This window comes from Collinsella aerofaciens (genome assembly GCF_020709435.1).
Classification (GTDB): domain Bacteria; phylum Actinomycetota; class Coriobacteriia; order Coriobacteriales; family Coriobacteriaceae; genus Collinsella; species Collinsella aerofaciens_AU.
This window is the reverse complement of the sequence record NZ_JAJFDP010000022.1, coordinates 13,190-27,007: the sequence shown is the minus strand read 5'-3', so window position 1 is coordinate 27,007 and position 13,818 is coordinate 13,190. Positions and strand designations below refer to the sequence as shown.

Below are 13,818 nucleotides of genomic sequence, written 5' to 3'. Positions count from 1 at the left end.
GCACATGTGCGGATGAATGTGGGAAGTGTTCGGATGAAGTTGATAATCAAGGGCTCGTTCGTAATCATTATCGCGCTGCACATGGTACCCTTGTTATCGTTTAAGAGGAGGTACCATGCGCTGTCCCAAATGCGGCAAGGCACATACCCGCGTCGTTGATTCCCGTATGCAGGAGTCAAATAACACCATTAAGCGCCGTCGCGAATGTTGCTCGTGTAACTACCGCTTTACAACGTTCGAGCGATGCGAAGACCCAATTGAGGTCATTAAGTCGGACGGAACCAAGCAGCGGTTCGATCGCAATAAGCTGCTCGTCGGCTTGATGCGCGCCACCATCAAGCGTGATATCGACACTAAGAAGCTCAATGAGATTATCGACGATATCGAGGTCGAGCTGCGTTCTCGTACGCTGACGGCCGTCACGTCCCATGAGTTGGGTGACATGGTGCTCAAGCGCTTGGCCAAGATCGACAAGGTGGCGTACATCCGCTTTGCCTCGGTCTACCGCGATTTCAAAGACGTCGATGAGTTTCTGCAAGAGCTTGACAAGCTAAGGTGATTCCATGTCCAACATTACCGTCAACATAAAGCGTCTCGACCCCACCGTCGAGCTTCCCAAATACGCCCATCCCACCGATGCCGGTTTGGATCTGCGCTCCAACGAGGACTGCGTCCTGAGGCCCTTCGAACGTCGTCTGGTCTCTACTGGGCTGGCCATCGCCCTGCCCGACGGTTATGCCGGCTTCGTCCAGCCCCGCAGCGGCTTGGCCATCAAGCAGGGCCTGTCTATAGTCAATACGCCGGGCCTCATCGACGCCCACTACCGAGGAGAACTCAAGGTTATCCTCATCAACCTGGATCCCTCCAACAACATCAAAATCAACAAAGGCGACCGCATAGCCCAACTCGTCATCCAAGAAGTCCCCACGGTCAACCTCATGGAAGTAGAAGAACTAGACAAAACCGACCGAGGCAACGGAGGCTTCGGCTCCAGCGGCGTCGCCTAGGGCGCTCGTATCCCTCCCGCCCGGGGCTTACCTATATCATTCCATGCTCAAACATTCTCGCGTCGCTTCGCTCGCTGCGAAACTGCGCGTGGAACGATATAGGTAAGCCCCGGGCGGGCGGCTACTCGCTTGAAACAATATTTACTTTTCTAGTAAGCCGATGCGACAAAGGGGCTGTCCCTTTGTTGCATCGGCTTACTGTATTTTTATTTTCCTGTTTTACCTTTGCAGGTTCTAATGGAGGGGATTCTGAAGTAGCTGCTAGTAAGTAAACGCAGCCGCTCTGCCGGAGCCGCCCTTATATCGTTCCACGCGCAGTTTCGCAGCGAAGTGAGAATGTTTGAGCATGGAATGATATAAGGGCGGCTCCGGCAGAGCGGCGGACATTCGACTAGCGGATATGCGCGGGTTTTCCGCCCCAATAGAAGCGGCAGAAGGCTCGTTTGCGCTTTTGGGGCTTGCCTACTAGCTCCATGGTTGCGATGGCTATGTCTTCGGCTGCGTGGGGGCGGCGTAGTACTTCGCCATTGATGAGTAGGGCTTTGAGTGATTCGGGATGGTCGTGCAGGTGACGTAGGGTAACGATGAGCTCTCGTGCGGTGGTGACATGCATGCTGGCGCCCATGCCGGTGAGCATCGTGGTGTTGGCCTTTTCCTGGCCATAGGACTTGCCCAGCAGGATCATCGGCAGATGTGCGCATAGGCACTCGGTGACGGTGAGCCCGCCCGACTTGAGGATTGCCAGGTCGCAGCCGTGCATGAGGGCCGCCATGTCATCCACGTAGTCCAGAACTGTGACGTTTTCGAGCTTCATGGCGACGAAGAGCGTCTTCAGACGGGTGGCATACTCCACGTCTTTACCGGGCAAAAAGACAAAGTGCATGTCCTCAAAGCCGCGTAAGAAGGGGAGCGTGTGGTCCATCGCGGCGCGGAAACGCACGTATGGTTGGGGCAAACTGGCGCCGGCCATCACCAATACGACGGTTTTGTCTATGGGGAGATTGAACTTGCTGAGCTCATCTTCGCGTTTGTAATCTGAATCGAAACCGGCTCGGATGGGGATGCCCGTTATGCGGATCTTTGACTCGGGAACCTTGCGCGGGCGCAGCGTTTCGGCCATAAACTCGTTGGCTACACAGAATAGGTCGGTGTCCTTGTGGGGCCAAAAGCCTTCGACTTCGTAATCGGTCGGCACACAGATGACCGGGTAATCGATACCCGTAATTACGCGGGCGCCCACGGCAACATTGGCTGCTGTGATGTGCGTTGCGACCACGGCTATAGGCCTGCGGCGACGAATATATTCGTTGAAGGCGGGGAACATAATACGCGACCATGCCGTGCCGCCACCCCAGAGAAGATGTCCCGTAAGCGTATATCGCCAGGTCAGGTCGTAAATGGGGCGTGTGGCTCCCGTAAAAGAAGCCGCGGTCTTATTGCCGTCGAATTTAATACGTCCAAAATCAAGGATATCGAGCACTTCAATTTCAATATCCTCAGGGATTCCCTTGGTGCCGCGGATAAGATCAAATGCTTGTGCAATCGCGTTGGCGGCGGCTTTGTGGCCCGATCCAACCGATGCGTGCACAATGGTTACTAGGGGTTTTTGTGCAGGTGAAACGGTCATTTGCTCCGGTTGGGGAGTGGCTTGCATGGGCAGGGGAGCGCTATTGCTCATCTGCGTTTGATCCATCGATAACTCCCCTTCAGCTTTGTTACGCGATTTATCATTGTAGTGCATGAGTGTCATGTTCACGTAAATTTGGGTATGAGCGCAAAGAACGCCAATCTTTCGACAGGAGGTCTCTTCATGACTACCCATCAGCCGATCGATGTTGCGATTATCGGTGGCGGCCCTGCGGGCTATGCTGCGGCCATTTATGCGGCGCGCTCCAACCTAACGACGACCGTGATTGAACAGGGCATGTCGGGAGGGCAGATCGCCACGACCAATGAAGTCGAGAACTATCCGGGCATTCCGCTCTTGAGTGGCGCCGAACTCGGTGAGCGTTTTCAGCAGCATGCAGAGGGCCTGGGAGCACAGGTTACATGGAGCATGGTTACGGGTATCGATTACGATGCCGATGCAGCGCTGTTTACGGTGCATCACGATTTGGGCGATACGTCGGCCTCGAGCGTTATCGCTTGCATGGGTGCCACGCCGCGATCTGCTGGTTTTGTTGGCGAGGATGCGTATCGCGGTCGCGGCGTTTCGTATTGCGCGACGTGCGACGGCATGTTCTTTCGCGGCAAGCAGGTTTTTGTCATCGGCGGCGGCAATGCTGCCTGCGAGGAAGCTCTGTTCTTGTCAGAAATCGCCAGCAGCGTGACCATCGTTTTGCGCCGCGATCAGTTCCGTGCCCCCGATGGTGTGGTTCAAAAAGTTCTTGCAAAAGATAATATTTCAGTTAGGTACCAAACTAGTATTGTCGAGCTCTCGGGCGAAGCCATGCCAACGACGATTACCTTTAAGGACAATGCATCCGGGGAAACTCACACCGAGTCATTTGTCCCTGGCTCGTTTGGTATCTTTGTCTTTACCGGAACGCAGCCCCATTCCGAGCTCGTTGAGCATCTAGTCGATCTGGCGCCGGACGGCGGTATTGTTACTGATGATTCCATGGCGACCCGCACGCCAGGTCTATTTGCCGCTGGCGACATCCGTTCCAAGCGTTTACGCCAGGTTGTGACTGCCGTTTCTGATGGAGCCATAGCGGCAACGAGCGTATACGCGTTTCTCCGTGGATAAGTACGATAATATATATTATGTAAGGTTGCTATCTTTAAAACAAAGTGGTTGGACGGTGCATCAATGTGCTGTCCAACCACTTTTACTTTCCTGCTATATAGTATGCAAAACTAGATAACCTAGAATACAATATAGCTAATGAACGGAGGATCCTTATGAACCACGCCAAACGCGTTATCCCGATGTCCGATTCGTCGGTCAGCATTAAGCCTGAGGATATTCAGCCCACTGTGCTGCCCGATGCATTTATTCAGTCCGATATCGTGCGCAAACTCAATACGTTGAGCCTGCCGCGCTATAACCAGTTGCCCAATGTGACGCTCTACCGCGACCAGGTCATTGAGTACGTTGCGCTGTGGATGGAGCCGCTGTCCATCTGCGTTGAGCAGCCTGTCATTACGCCATCGATGATCAATAACTACGTAAAGGTCGGCTTGGTGCCTGCTCCGGTCAAAAAACAATATGGCCGCGAGCAGATTGCCCGCCTGATCGCTATCTGCATCTTTAAGCAGGTGCTACCTATTGCTGCGGTGCAGGCACTCTTTAACATTCAACGTTTGAGCTACGATGCCCCGACGGCCTTCGATTATGTGGTCGATCAGCTTGAGGCATCGATTCGGTCGGCGTTTTCTGTCGAGCAGACACCGGTTCCCGATACGGCGCGTCAGGTAACGCGTGAGTCGCTGCTTGTGCGCAGCGCGGTTTCATCCTTTGTTTCGAAGGCTTACTTGATGAGCTATCTCAAGTTCAACGGGTTTAATAGCTAGCCGACGTATAAAACGGGCGGGACAAAGAGCCATCTGTCGCTTTGTCCCGCCCGTATTTTTGCTTGGTTGGACTTTATTTGCCCGAAGCTAAGCCCATGCCGTAGCCGATGATGAGGCCGTGCATCTCGGCGTAATAGGAATCCAGGCCGTTGCAGGGCATGATGATGGTCTTGGAGCCGGGCCAATGCTCGACTATGCGGTCAGTAAGCGCCTGTGCTCCAGCTTCGTTCTCAACGTGATCGATGATGACCTCGCCGCCGGCAAAACCCTCGGCTTCCATGGTATCGATAATCTTGTTGAGCATCTTCTTTTCGCCTCGCGTGTGCCCCACGAGTTCGATTTTACCGGCCTCACTCGCCGTGCCCAAAATGCGGATATTGAGCTTGTTGGCAATGACGCCGGCTGCCTTAGGGATACGTCCGGCTTTGGCGAGGTTTTCGTAATTGCACAAGCTGAAGAGGATTTTGCTGTTCTGCTCAAGGCTATCGAAGTATGCGCAAGCGTCCTCGAATGAGACATCCGGGTTGCTTGCAAGATAGCGGTCGAACAGCAAGAAAATGAGGTCCATTTTGCCGCCAGCTGCGCGTGAATTGACTAGATGAATCTGTCGGTCGGGCTCCTCGGCAAGAACCATATCGCGAGCCGTGGCTGCCGCGTTGTAGCTGCCCGACACGCCCTCAGAGATCGGCATGCAGATGGTCTTGTCTGCCAATTTGAAGAGCTCGGCCCACTCCCCTACGCTGGGACAAGCGCTCGAAGAAGCGTTCGTCTCCGCCTGAACAGCGCAGTTGAGCTCATGCACATCGAGCGAAAGGTCATCGACGAATTCACGCTCCCCCACTCGAATTTTGAGGGGCGCAAATGCAAAGGTGGTATGGGGCGCGGTCGGTTGCCAATCGCGGAGGTTGCAGCTTGAATCGGAGATAAGTGCCCAGCTCATAGAGGGTCCTTTCTAATTGTTCTTCATCAATTATAGCTTTCTTTCTGACCGATTGGGCCGCTATCTAGTATTCAAAACTAGATAGCGGCCTGGACTAAAGATAAAAGAATGGACCTCGCAACTTAAAGCCACGAGGTCCACATTCACACGCTGTGTAAGATGACTTAGTAACGCACGAAGATGTAGTTATTGTTCATGCCGGCGGCAACGGAGCTGATGATAACACCCGTGTTGTAGTCGGAAGCATGAATCATCTGACCACCACCGATGTAAATGCCGGTGTGGTACGAGTTGACCACAACGTCACCGGGCTGCGGATCGGACACACGCGTCCAGCCCATAAAGGTACCCGTGGTGCCCAGGCGGCAATAGCGACCAGTGAGGCAATAGCTAACAAAACCAGAGCAATCGAAGCTGTTCGGTCCAATGCCGCCCCAGGAATAAGCGCAACCAAGCTTGCTGTATGCACGCGAGACAACAGAACCGCCGTCGACGGACTGGCTCGGAGCAGAAGGCGTCGGAGCCGGAGCAGGTGTGGAGGGCTGCGACGTCGGAGCAGGTGCCGGCGTAGGAGCCGGAGTGTTGCCGCCCTGGTTGTTGTTATTGCTGGTCTGGCCACCGTTGTTGGTGTTCTCGGTCGTACCGGCAGTCTCGTTGCTCACCGTGGCCTTCTCGGCGGTGCTGGCGTTGATGCCGGCCTGAAGCGCGGCGTTGGCCTCGGCCTCGGCGGCAAGCTCGGCCTGCAGCTGCGAATCCAGGGAATTTACGACGTTCTGGGCTTCAGCCTGCTGGGCATTAAGCTCGTCGACCTTCTTTTGCGTGGCGGCGACGTTCTTCTCCTGCTCGGCCTGCTTATCGGTGAGCTGCTGCTTAAGCTCCTTGACCTCTTGAATGGTCTGAGCCTGCTTATCGGAAACTTTCCCGTAGTAGAACAGACGGTTGAGCATATCGCTCAGGTCATCGACGCCCGTCAGAACCTGAAGCAGGCTCAGGCCGCCGGTTTTGTACTCGCCGGCGACATAGGTCGAGAGCTTGGCCTGACCATCGGCAATTTCCTGCTGCTTTTGCGTGATCTCGCCAGCAGTCTGATCGAGCGCCTGCGTCTGCGTGGCGAGCTCATCGTAAATCTGCTGGGTTTGGGTACCGATCTGCTCGAGCTTAGTACGAGCAGCGGCAAGGTCGGATGCGGTATCGGCGTAGGCAGGAGCCGCGAGGCCCAAGCCCAAAACACAAGCGAGGGTTGCCGTAGCAGCGCAGCGTGCCATGTTTTTGTGCGTGTTTGCTGTGCGCATGTAGCTTCCTTTCCACTAACTAAGGGTAACGGCTAGTCCACCGTCACCAGACTAAAGAGCTCCACATCGTCATCGGGCGGCGTGAGCTTCTCGCGCGGGTTGAGAAACGCAAGCTCAAGGATACAACCGTAACCGACAAGCTTTGCGCCCATATCTCGCACCAGTTTACCTGTTGCCTCGACGGTTCCGCCCGTCGCGACCAAGTCGTCCAGAATCAACACGGTATCTTTAGAGCTGATAGCGTCGGCATGGATCTCAATTGAATCGGTGCCGTACTCGAGCTCGTAGCTCTGGCTCACGGTCTCGCGCGGCAGCTTGCCCGGTTTACGTGCGGGAACAAAGCCGGCGCCAAGGGCTACAGCCACCGGTACGCCAACCATAAAGCCGCGAGCCTCGGGACCCACGACCTTGGTGATTCCCATGCCGGCAAAGTGTTCGGCGAGGGCATCGGTCATGGCTTTGAGCGCCTCGGGATTGCCAAAGAGCGGCGTGATGTCCTTAAAGATGACTCCGGGCTCGGGATAGTCGGGGATATCGACGATTTGAGATTCGAAGTCGTACATTGCATGACCTTTCAATGGGTTGCCGAAATTTCAGCAGCGGTTATATGCCCGCGGTGGCGGTGCCGGATTGCGAAGGGGCGACGACCTTGAGCGGCTTTACGAGAGAATCCTCGTGCGAAGCCGGCGCGGCTGTCTCTTCGTTTTTGGCCTTGGTGGACTCGGAGCGAGTGATTTCCTCATCGAGTGCATCGATGTCGGCGTCCTCGACCACGGCGTTGAGCGACTCAAAAACACGGTTCTTGAGCAGCGCAGTGTGCACACCTTCTGTCAGGTCGTGAAGCTTCTTAAACGCACGCTCGAGTTTGGCGTCGCGCTCGTCATCGGAGGTATCCATTCCGAGCATGCTCACGAGCACCTGCTCAAACATCGAGGACTCGCGGTTGGCGGAAGACACGTACTGACGCAGGTTGCGCGGCTCGATATGGAAGCGTGACAGCTCGGAGCAGTAGCGGATGATCGGGAAATCGCGACCATCGACGAGCTCACGATTTTGCGGACTCTTGATGATGCGAATGAGGTCGTTCTCGGCGAGCGAGCGGATAAACGAAATCTCGACGCCCAGCATATCGGGAATGGTCTCGATGGGATGCAACTTTTGCTTAGTCTCCTTGGGCTCCGTCTTGAGCGGAACATCGGACAGCAAGCCCACCTCGTAGGCGAGCGTCGACAGGTCCGTGGCGTTTTCCAAGCGCTGCTTAATCACGTTGAGTGGCATATAGCGGGTCTTCTGCAGGTGCAGAATGACCTCCAGGCGATCAACGTCCTCCTTGGAGTACTGACGGTATCCCTTTGGCGTACGATGAGGGGTAATGAGCCCCTCATCCTCTAGAAATCTAATTTTTGAGTTCGAAAGATCGGGGTATGCGCCTCGAAGTAGGTTGACGACTTGGCCGATACTCAGATAGTTGCGTTCGGCCATGCCCTACTCACCGGTTTCGATGCGCTCCGGCGTGCTCTCGTGGTAGATGAGCGTAAACGTACCGATCTGGACGGAAGAACCGTCGTGCAGCGGGGCTGCATTGACGATGGCACCGTCGACCCAGGTGCCATTGAGCGAGCCCAAGTCCTCGATGCGAGCGCCGAGGCCCTCGCGAATAATGCGCGCGTGGCTGCGCGAAACGGTCATGTCATTGAGGAAGATGCCGTTCGCAGGATCGCGGCCGATGGTGGTCACGTCGTCCTCGAGTTCAAAAGCGGCACCAGTCTGCGGACCCTTGACGATGGACAGAACGGGGGCGGTGATGCGCACGTTGGCCATGAGGTCGGGAACGGTGACGTCGCTTGAAGGAACGCGGAATACGCAGGTAGCGTCCGCGGCCTTATCATTCTGAGGCATATTGTTAACCATGTTGTCCATGACAACCCCTAACTTATCGCGGACCTGCCGCAAATAATGAACCGTACGTAATCATACCCCAACGAATCAGTCTTCGATTTCAGGGTTCAGAAAGTCGATGTCCTCGTCCTCGGGATGCGCGAGAGCCTGTTTAATGGCCGCTCCGCCCTTAATGGAGTAGATGACAGCCGTGAGCATGGAGAAGATCACGCCGCCGTACACAAAGAAGATGCCGAGGGGCACCGAGCTTCCGTTGAGGCCCGGGAAGGCCGTAAGGGATGAAGGTAAAAGATGCAGGCCGTCAATAACGGGGAAACCGAGCAGCATGAGCGAGAAACCAGTCATGAGCAGCGCTGTGGCAATCTTTCCCGGGAAGACGACATCGATGGGGCGACGGTGATAATGACGAACGATAAGCGTGCCGATGCCCAGATAGATGTCGCGGCCAATAATGAGCACGCAGACCCAGATGGGTAGCTCTCCGCGGACCACCAGTCCCAAGACGCCGGTGAACAGCAGCGCACGGTCGCAGATGGGATCCATGACCTTGCCGAGCCATGAGACCGTCTTAGTCATGCGGGCGATCTGGCCGTCCATCCAGTCGGTGGAGGCGGCAACGGCGTAGATAACAATGGCGATGACGCGGTTGTTGTCCGTCACAAACAGGTACAGAAATACCAGGGTGAGGATCAGGCGCGTAAAGGTGATGAAATTGGAGATCGTAAAGATCTTATTCGACGGGTAATCGGAAGTGCCGATAAGCTCCTTTTTGATCTTCTTTTTGATGCCCACAGGACTCCCCCGCTGGTTAACGACAAAACTTTCGATACTATACCCGTTCCGGCGATGTCTATCCAGCGTAAGCATAGAGAGTCCAGACATGTGGAGGGCGCTTTTAGGCGGCGGGGATTTCGCATTCGTGTACATCAGCCTCCAAACATGTCGAAAAATGTCGATTTTGGTGGCTGATGTACACGTTTTGATTCGGTGATTACATCGAGCGGGAACGTTGTTGCTTTAAGCAAAATAATCATGGTGATTAAAACAAAAAAGGTCAGGCACTAGGTGCCTGACCTGCAAACTTCTGGTCGGGACGACTGGATTCGAACCAGCGACCCCTTGACCCCCAGTCAAGTGCGCTACCAAGCTGCGCCACGTCCCGAAGCCTTTGTTTGTTGCTGTGCTCTCGCTCGCAACAGGGAGTATATTAACCCGAAACTTTGCCCTTGTGCAAGAACTTTTTTAAATATTTTGAAGCAAGTCCAAAATTGTATCTGCGAGCTGGGGTTTTGTTAGCACGGGAAGTTCTTGCGTGCCCGCTTTGCTCACGATCCAGGCCTTGTTGGTATCGGTTCCAAAGCCCGAATCGGCGCGCGAGACATCGTTGGCGATAATGGCATCGCAACCCTTGCGCGCAAGCTTGCGCTGCGCGTACTCCACGACGTTATCGGTCTCGGCCGCAAAGCCGATCACGCACCGCTCTCCCTTTTGGCGCGAGAGCTCGGCCAAAATATCGACCGTCTCGACCAGTTCGATGCGATTCAGGCGCTCGTTGGCCTTTTTGAGCTTATGGTCGGCAGGGGTCGCGGGGGTGTAGTCGGCGACAGCGGCCGCACAAATGGCCGCATCAGCCGTCTGAAAGGCGCTCAGCGCTGCCTGCAGCATCTCTTCGGCGGTCTGCACGCGCACGCACTCCACGCCGTGGGGAACATCGAGCGATGTCGGCCCCAGCACAAGCGTGACCGCAGCACCGCGGCGAGCGGCCTCCCCCGCCAGGGCGATGCCCATCTTGCCCGACGACCGGTTTCCGATGAAGCGTACGGGGTCGATCGGCTCGTGCGTGGGGCCGGCGGTGATCACGATTCGCTTGCCCGCAAGGTATTGCGGGACGGGGTTCAGCACCTCGCAGATGGCCTCGACGATGTCCTCGGGCTCGTTCATGCGTCCCGTGTCCACGTCGCCGCAGGCAAGGTAGCCGCTGCCGGGTCCCACCACATGGACACCACGCTCGCGCAGCGTGGCCATGTTGGCCTGCGTCGCCGGCGCCTTCCACATGCCGTTGTTCATAGCGGGTGCGATCACGATGGGTCGCGGCGTCGCAAGCAGCGTGGTGGAGATGAGGTCATCGGCGATACCGTTTGCCATCTTGGCGATGATATTGGCCGTCGCGGGCGCCACGACCACCAGATCGGGCTCCTGCGCCAGCGAAATGTGGTGGATGGGGTCGGAGGGATCGTCGAATAGGCCCACGGCAACGGGCTCGTTGGTGAGCGCGCGGAAGGTAAGCGGCCCCACGAACTCCGTGGCATGCTCGCTCATAACGACCTTGACGCGCGCGCCGCGCTTTTGCAGCAGGCGCACGATATTGCACGACTTATAGGCGGCGATCCCGCCGGTAATGCCCAGCAGGATCGTTTTTCCCTCAAGTTGCATTGAATTGTTGGATGCCGTCATCGTTTAAGCTTCCTTGCTCGGGAGTACCAGGAGGCGGTGGCAGTACGGGCAGTGCGTAATTGACCTACCGTCGTGGTTGAGGTCGCTCATGGACGATGCCTGCAGCGCGGTGTGGCAGACTGTGGGGATGTTGCCCTGGATGGTCTCGACGGCCAGGCCGCGGAACTGCTTGAGCAGACGCTCGTAGTCGGTGAGCACGTCGGCCGGCAGCGTGGCGGCAAGCGCGGTGCGTTCCTTAGTGGCGGCGTCAATCTGAGCCTGCAGGTCGGCAGCCTTAGCGCGGGCGGCCTTGGTATCGGCCTTCACGCCCTCCTCGAACTTGGCGATAATTGCCTGTGCGCGGGCCTCGCGGTCGAGCGCCTCCTTATGGGCGACAACGACGTCCTTGCGGGTGTGCTCAATCTTGTCCAGACGCTTGGCCAGGGTTGCGAGTTCATTCTCCAGGTCCTGAACCTCACGGTAGTCGGAACCGTCGACGTGGCGCTTCTTGGCAGCCTCAATGGCGTTGTTGGTCTGAATCTCGGTGGTGTTGAGATCGTCGAGCTCAATGTCCAGGTCCTTGCGCTGGGCGTAGAGCTTGGTCATCTCGGCTTTGAGCTTAACGTAGGTCTTACGCTTGGAAGCGAGCTCCTTGAGCTCCGGCATATTGGCAAGTTCGCTCTTGTTGCGGGCGAGCTCCAAATCGATCTGTTGCAGCTTGAGTAGCGTAGCGCCGGCGCTCATAAGTTCTCTCCTTTTGTCACAGTCCACCATTGGCAAGGGTTCAGTATTTTAATCGCATGACGGGGGTCGACCCCGGCGTCAACTGCAGAGTTCATCAATATATCAACGAACGGCTCCTCGGAGCGGTCGTGGCCGAGCAAGATCACCGGTAGCCCACGCAAGGCAAGGTCCTGCGCCACGTGATAGCCTGTCTCGCCCGTCACGACAACATCCGCACCGGCGGCGATGGCGAGCTCTCCAAAGTCGCCCAGGGAGCCGCCCAAAATGGCGACGGTGCGGCACGGGCGATCAACTTCGCCCCACACACGCGGGTCGCTGCCGAAGGCTGTGGCAGCACGGGTGGCAAGATCGCGCAGCGTGCACGGGTCGTTGAGCGTTGCAAGCGCGCCCAGGCCGGTCGGCTCGGGGTCGTCCACGTGCTCCAGTGAGCTCACGGGTACGGCACCCAGCAGCTCACTCAGGCAGACGCGGGCTTCGTGCGAGCGGTCCAGGTTGGTGTGGAGCGAGATAATGCTCACGCCGCAACGCGCTGCCTCGTAGAGCGCCGCGCTGCATTGGGGGCGTGCGGAATCCGACGGACAAAACGCCTCGGGCGCCTTGATGTATATGGGATGATGCGTCAGCAGCACGTTGGCGCCGCCTTCTTGGGCGCGGCGAACATTAGCTTCGGTCGCATCGAGCGCGCAGGCAACGCCGGTGATCTCCGCGGCCGGATCGCCAACGGAGAGTCCTACGTGATCCCAGCCCTCGGCGTCCGCCTTGGGGTAGCGCGCCAGCAGCCCACGTTCAAGCTCGGCGACGATCATGCGGCACCCACGATCGAGAGCAGCGTCTGGGCAAACTCGTCCAGGTCGACAGGGTTCACACGGTCATCAAACGAGATACGCAGAGCGCCCAATGCCTGCTCGCGACCAATGCCCATGGCGCTGAGAACATGGCTCGGGTCCATGCTGCCGCTCGAGCATGCCGAGCCTGCCGACACCTCAAAGCCGGCGGCGTCGAGCTTGATGATGAGCTCCTCGGAGTCCATGCCGTCAATGTAGATCGATACCATGCCGGGCAGACGGTCGGCTTGCGCGTAGTCGCCCATGGTGGCGTGAATGCGCGGATGAGCCGTAAGCGTGGCGTAGAGCTTATCGGATAAGACCTGCAGCGTCGCGCGCTCCTGGGCCACGTTCGGCAACAGCGCGGAAGCGGCAGCGGCAAAAGCAAGCTGTGTACGCAGGTCCTGCGTGCCGGCACGACGACCGGCCTCCTGTCCGCCGCCAAAGATGCGCGGGCGCAGCGGCGTGCGGCTCTTAAGGTAGAGCGCGCCGGATGCCACGGGGCCGCCGATCTTGTGCGCGGCAACGGTCATAGCATCGACGCCCAGCTCGGTGACATCGAGCGGAATATGCAAGTACCCTTGGATGGCATCGGTATGAAACAGGGCGCCGGCAGCATGTGCGGCCGCGGCAAGCTCGCGGATGGGCTGCGCCACGCCGGTCTCGTTGTTGGCAACCATGATGCTCACGAGCGCCACGTCGTTGCCGAGCAGTTCGACAAGCGTGGCAGGCTCAATGTAGCCCATGCGGCAGGGCTGCACCAAGTCGACGGTAAAGCCGGCGGCACGCAGCAGCGGCAGGTTGTCCAGAATCGAATCGTGCTCGATGGCCGAAACGATTACACGATCGCGCTTGCGATCGCGCTGACGAGCACCCTCGGCAAGACCGAGCAGCGCCAGCTGGTTGGCCTCGGTGCCGCCGTTGGTAAGGATGATCTCGGACGGGCGAACGCGTGCGCCAAAGCTACGGGCGATCTCGCGACGAGCGACTTCTAGGCGTGCGGCGGCCTTGCGGCCAAGCGAGTGCAGCGAGTTGGGGTTGACGCCGGCAATCTCGCTGTCGTCGTACTCGCGCTGCGCAAGGAGCGCCTCGGCGCGCATGGGCGTCGAGGCGGCATAGTCAAGATTCACGGGTATGCGGTTTTGACCTGCTGTCATAAGGGT

Annotated in this window: 15 protein-coding genes and 1 tRNA gene; 4 read left to right on the top strand and 12 right to left on the bottom strand. The window is 57.4% G+C overall.

Going from position 1 to position 13,818, the window contains the following annotated elements; genetic code table 11:
- Positions 1-115: 115 nt before the first annotated feature.
- Both nrdR and dut read left to right on the top strand, forming a co-directional pair.
- Complete coding sequence (gene nrdR, locus LK493_RS09405; protein WP_022093781.1) at positions 116-559, top strand: transcriptional regulator NrdR; 444 nt, start codon at positions 116-118, stop codon at positions 557-559.
- Positions 560-563: 4 nt separating this feature from the next.
- The gene (gene dut, locus LK493_RS09400; RefSeq protein WP_227790838.1) at positions 564-1,007 is read left to right on the top strand and encodes a dUTP diphosphatase; all 444 of its coding nucleotides are present in this window, start codon (positions 564-566) and stop codon (positions 1,005-1,007) included.
- Positions 1,008-1,398: 391 nt separating this feature from the next.
- Here dut and LK493_RS09395 read toward each other — a convergent pair whose 3' ends face one another.
- Positions 1,399-2,748: an MGDG synthase family glycosyltransferase gene (locus LK493_RS09395; protein ID WP_227790837.1), complete on the bottom strand. Its 1,350-nt coding sequence runs from the start codon at positions 2,746-2,748 to the stop codon at positions 1,399-1,401.
- 69 nt (positions 2,749-2,817) lie between these two features.
- Here LK493_RS09395 and LK493_RS09390 point away from each other — a divergent pair, with 69 nt between their 5' ends.
- Positions 2,818-3,756: an NAD(P)/FAD-dependent oxidoreductase gene (locus LK493_RS09390; protein WP_138112617.1), complete on the top strand. Its 939-nt coding sequence runs from the start codon at positions 2,818-2,820 to the stop codon at positions 3,754-3,756.
- Between the two features lie 155 nt (positions 3,757-3,911).
- Positions 3,912-4,523, top strand: a complete 612-nt coding sequence (locus LK493_RS09385) for a DUF1836 domain-containing protein (RefSeq protein ID WP_227790836.1) — start codon at positions 3,912-3,914, stop codon at positions 4,521-4,523.
- A gap of 73 nt (positions 4,524-4,596) precedes the next feature.
- Here the strand turns inward: LK493_RS09385 and LK493_RS09380 are convergent, their stop codons facing one another.
- The 11 genes from LK493_RS09380 to LK493_RS09330 form a co-directional block, all read right to left on the bottom strand.
- Positions 4,597-5,463, bottom strand: a complete 867-nt coding sequence (locus LK493_RS09380) for a DegV family protein (protein ID WP_227790835.1) — start codon at positions 5,461-5,463, stop codon at positions 4,597-4,599.
- A 164-nt stretch (positions 5,464-5,627) separates the two neighbouring features.
- Entirely contained in the window at positions 5,628-6,755 is a 1,128-nt protein-coding gene (locus LK493_RS09375; RefSeq protein ID WP_227790834.1) for a coiled-coil domain-containing protein, read from the bottom strand.
- Between the two features lie 32 nt (positions 6,756-6,787).
- A complete protein-coding gene (locus LK493_RS09370; RefSeq protein WP_227790833.1) occupies positions 6,788-7,318 on the bottom strand; it encodes an adenine phosphoribosyltransferase in 531 nt (176 codons plus the stop codon).
- Between the two features lie 40 nt (positions 7,319-7,358).
- Positions 7,359-8,237, bottom strand: a complete 879-nt coding sequence (gene ftsR / locus LK493_RS09365) for a transcriptional regulator FtsR (protein WP_035138472.1) — start codon at positions 8,235-8,237, stop codon at positions 7,359-7,361.
- A 3-nt stretch (positions 8,238-8,240) separates the two neighbouring features.
- Entirely contained in the window at positions 8,241-8,675 is a 435-nt protein-coding gene (locus tag LK493_RS09360; protein ID WP_227790832.1) for an FHA domain-containing protein, read from the bottom strand.
- 66 nt (positions 8,676-8,741) lie between these two features.
- Positions 8,742-9,446: a CDP-alcohol phosphatidyltransferase family protein gene (locus LK493_RS09355; RefSeq protein ID WP_227790831.1), complete on the bottom strand. Its 705-nt coding sequence runs from the start codon at positions 9,444-9,446 to the stop codon at positions 8,742-8,744.
- 293 nt (positions 9,447-9,739) lie between these two features.
- Positions 9,740-9,816, bottom strand: a tRNA-Pro gene (locus LK493_RS09350).
- Positions 9,817-9,896: 80 nt separating this feature from the next.
- Positions 9,897-11,108 carry a bifunctional phosphopantothenoylcysteine decarboxylase/phosphopantothenate--cysteine ligase CoaBC gene (coaBC, locus tag LK493_RS09345; protein WP_227790830.1) on the bottom strand — a complete coding sequence of 404 codons (1,212 nt, stop codon included), beginning with the start codon at positions 11,106-11,108 and terminating at the stop codon, positions 9,897-9,899.
- A gap of 3 nt (positions 11,109-11,111) precedes the next feature.
- Positions 11,112-11,831 carry a zinc ribbon domain-containing protein gene (locus tag LK493_RS09340; RefSeq protein WP_148346658.1) on the bottom strand — a complete coding sequence of 240 codons (720 nt, stop codon included), beginning with the start codon at positions 11,829-11,831 and terminating at the stop codon, positions 11,112-11,114.
- Positions 11,828-12,637 carry a Nif3-like dinuclear metal center hexameric protein gene (locus LK493_RS09335; RefSeq protein WP_227790829.1) on the bottom strand — a complete coding sequence of 270 codons (810 nt, stop codon included), beginning with the start codon at positions 12,635-12,637 and terminating at the stop codon, positions 11,828-11,830. Before LK493_RS09335 ends, LK493_RS09340 begins: the two co-directional genes overlap by 4 nt.
- A complete protein-coding gene (locus LK493_RS09330; protein ID WP_227790828.1) occupies positions 12,634-13,812 on the bottom strand; it encodes a cysteine desulfurase family protein in 1,179 nt (392 codons plus the stop codon). Before LK493_RS09330 ends, LK493_RS09335 begins: the two co-directional genes overlap by 4 nt.
- Positions 13,813-13,818: the final 6 nt, after the last annotated feature.

What these genes read in the sequence shown, in the direction of transcription:
- LK493_RS09375 (WP_227790834.1), bottom strand. Translation starts at nt 6,755, where the DNA reads ATGCGCACAGCAAACACGCACAAAAACATGGCACGCTGCGCTGCTACG.
- dut (WP_227790838.1), top strand. Translation starts at nt 564, where the DNA reads ATGTCCAACATTACCGTCAACATAAAGCGTCTCGACCCCACCGTCGAG.
- ftsR (WP_035138472.1), bottom strand. Translation starts at nt 8,237, where the DNA reads ATGGCCGAACGCAACTATCTGAGTATCGGCCAAGTCGTCAACCTACTT.
- coaBC (WP_227790830.1), bottom strand. Translation starts at nt 11,108, where the DNA reads ATGACGGCATCCAACAATTCAATGCAACTTGAGGGAAAAACGATCCTG.
- LK493_RS09385 (WP_227790836.1), top strand. Translation starts at nt 3,912, where the DNA reads ATGAACCACGCCAAACGCGTTATCCCGATGTCCGATTCGTCGGTCAGC.
- LK493_RS09360 (WP_227790832.1), bottom strand. Translation starts at nt 8,675, where the DNA reads ATGGACAACATGGTTAACAATATGCCTCAGAATGATAAGGCCGCGGAC.
- LK493_RS09330 (WP_227790828.1), bottom strand. Translation starts at nt 13,812, where the DNA reads ATGACAGCAGGTCAAAACCGCATACCCGTGAATCTTGACTATGCCGCC.
- nrdR (WP_022093781.1), top strand. Translation starts at nt 116, where the DNA reads ATGCGCTGTCCCAAATGCGGCAAGGCACATACCCGCGTCGTTGATTCC.
- LK493_RS09370 (WP_227790833.1), bottom strand. Translation starts at nt 7,318, where the DNA reads ATGTACGACTTCGAATCTCAAATCGTCGATATCCCCGACTATCCCGAG.
- LK493_RS09380 (WP_227790835.1), bottom strand. Translation starts at nt 5,463, where the DNA reads ATGAGCTGGGCACTTATCTCCGATTCAAGCTGCAACCTCCGCGATTGG.
- LK493_RS09335 (WP_227790829.1), bottom strand. Translation starts at nt 12,637, where the DNA reads ATGATCGTCGCCGAGCTTGAACGTGGGCTGCTGGCGCGCTACCCCAAG.
- LK493_RS09390 (WP_138112617.1), top strand. Translation starts at nt 2,818, where the DNA reads ATGACTACCCATCAGCCGATCGATGTTGCGATTATCGGTGGCGGCCCT.
- LK493_RS09395 (WP_227790837.1), bottom strand. Translation starts at nt 2,748, where the DNA reads ATGCACTACAATGATAAATCGCGTAACAAAGCTGAAGGGGAGTTATCG.
- LK493_RS09340 (WP_148346658.1), bottom strand. Translation starts at nt 11,831, where the DNA reads ATGAGCGCCGGCGCTACGCTACTCAAGCTGCAACAGATCGATTTGGAG.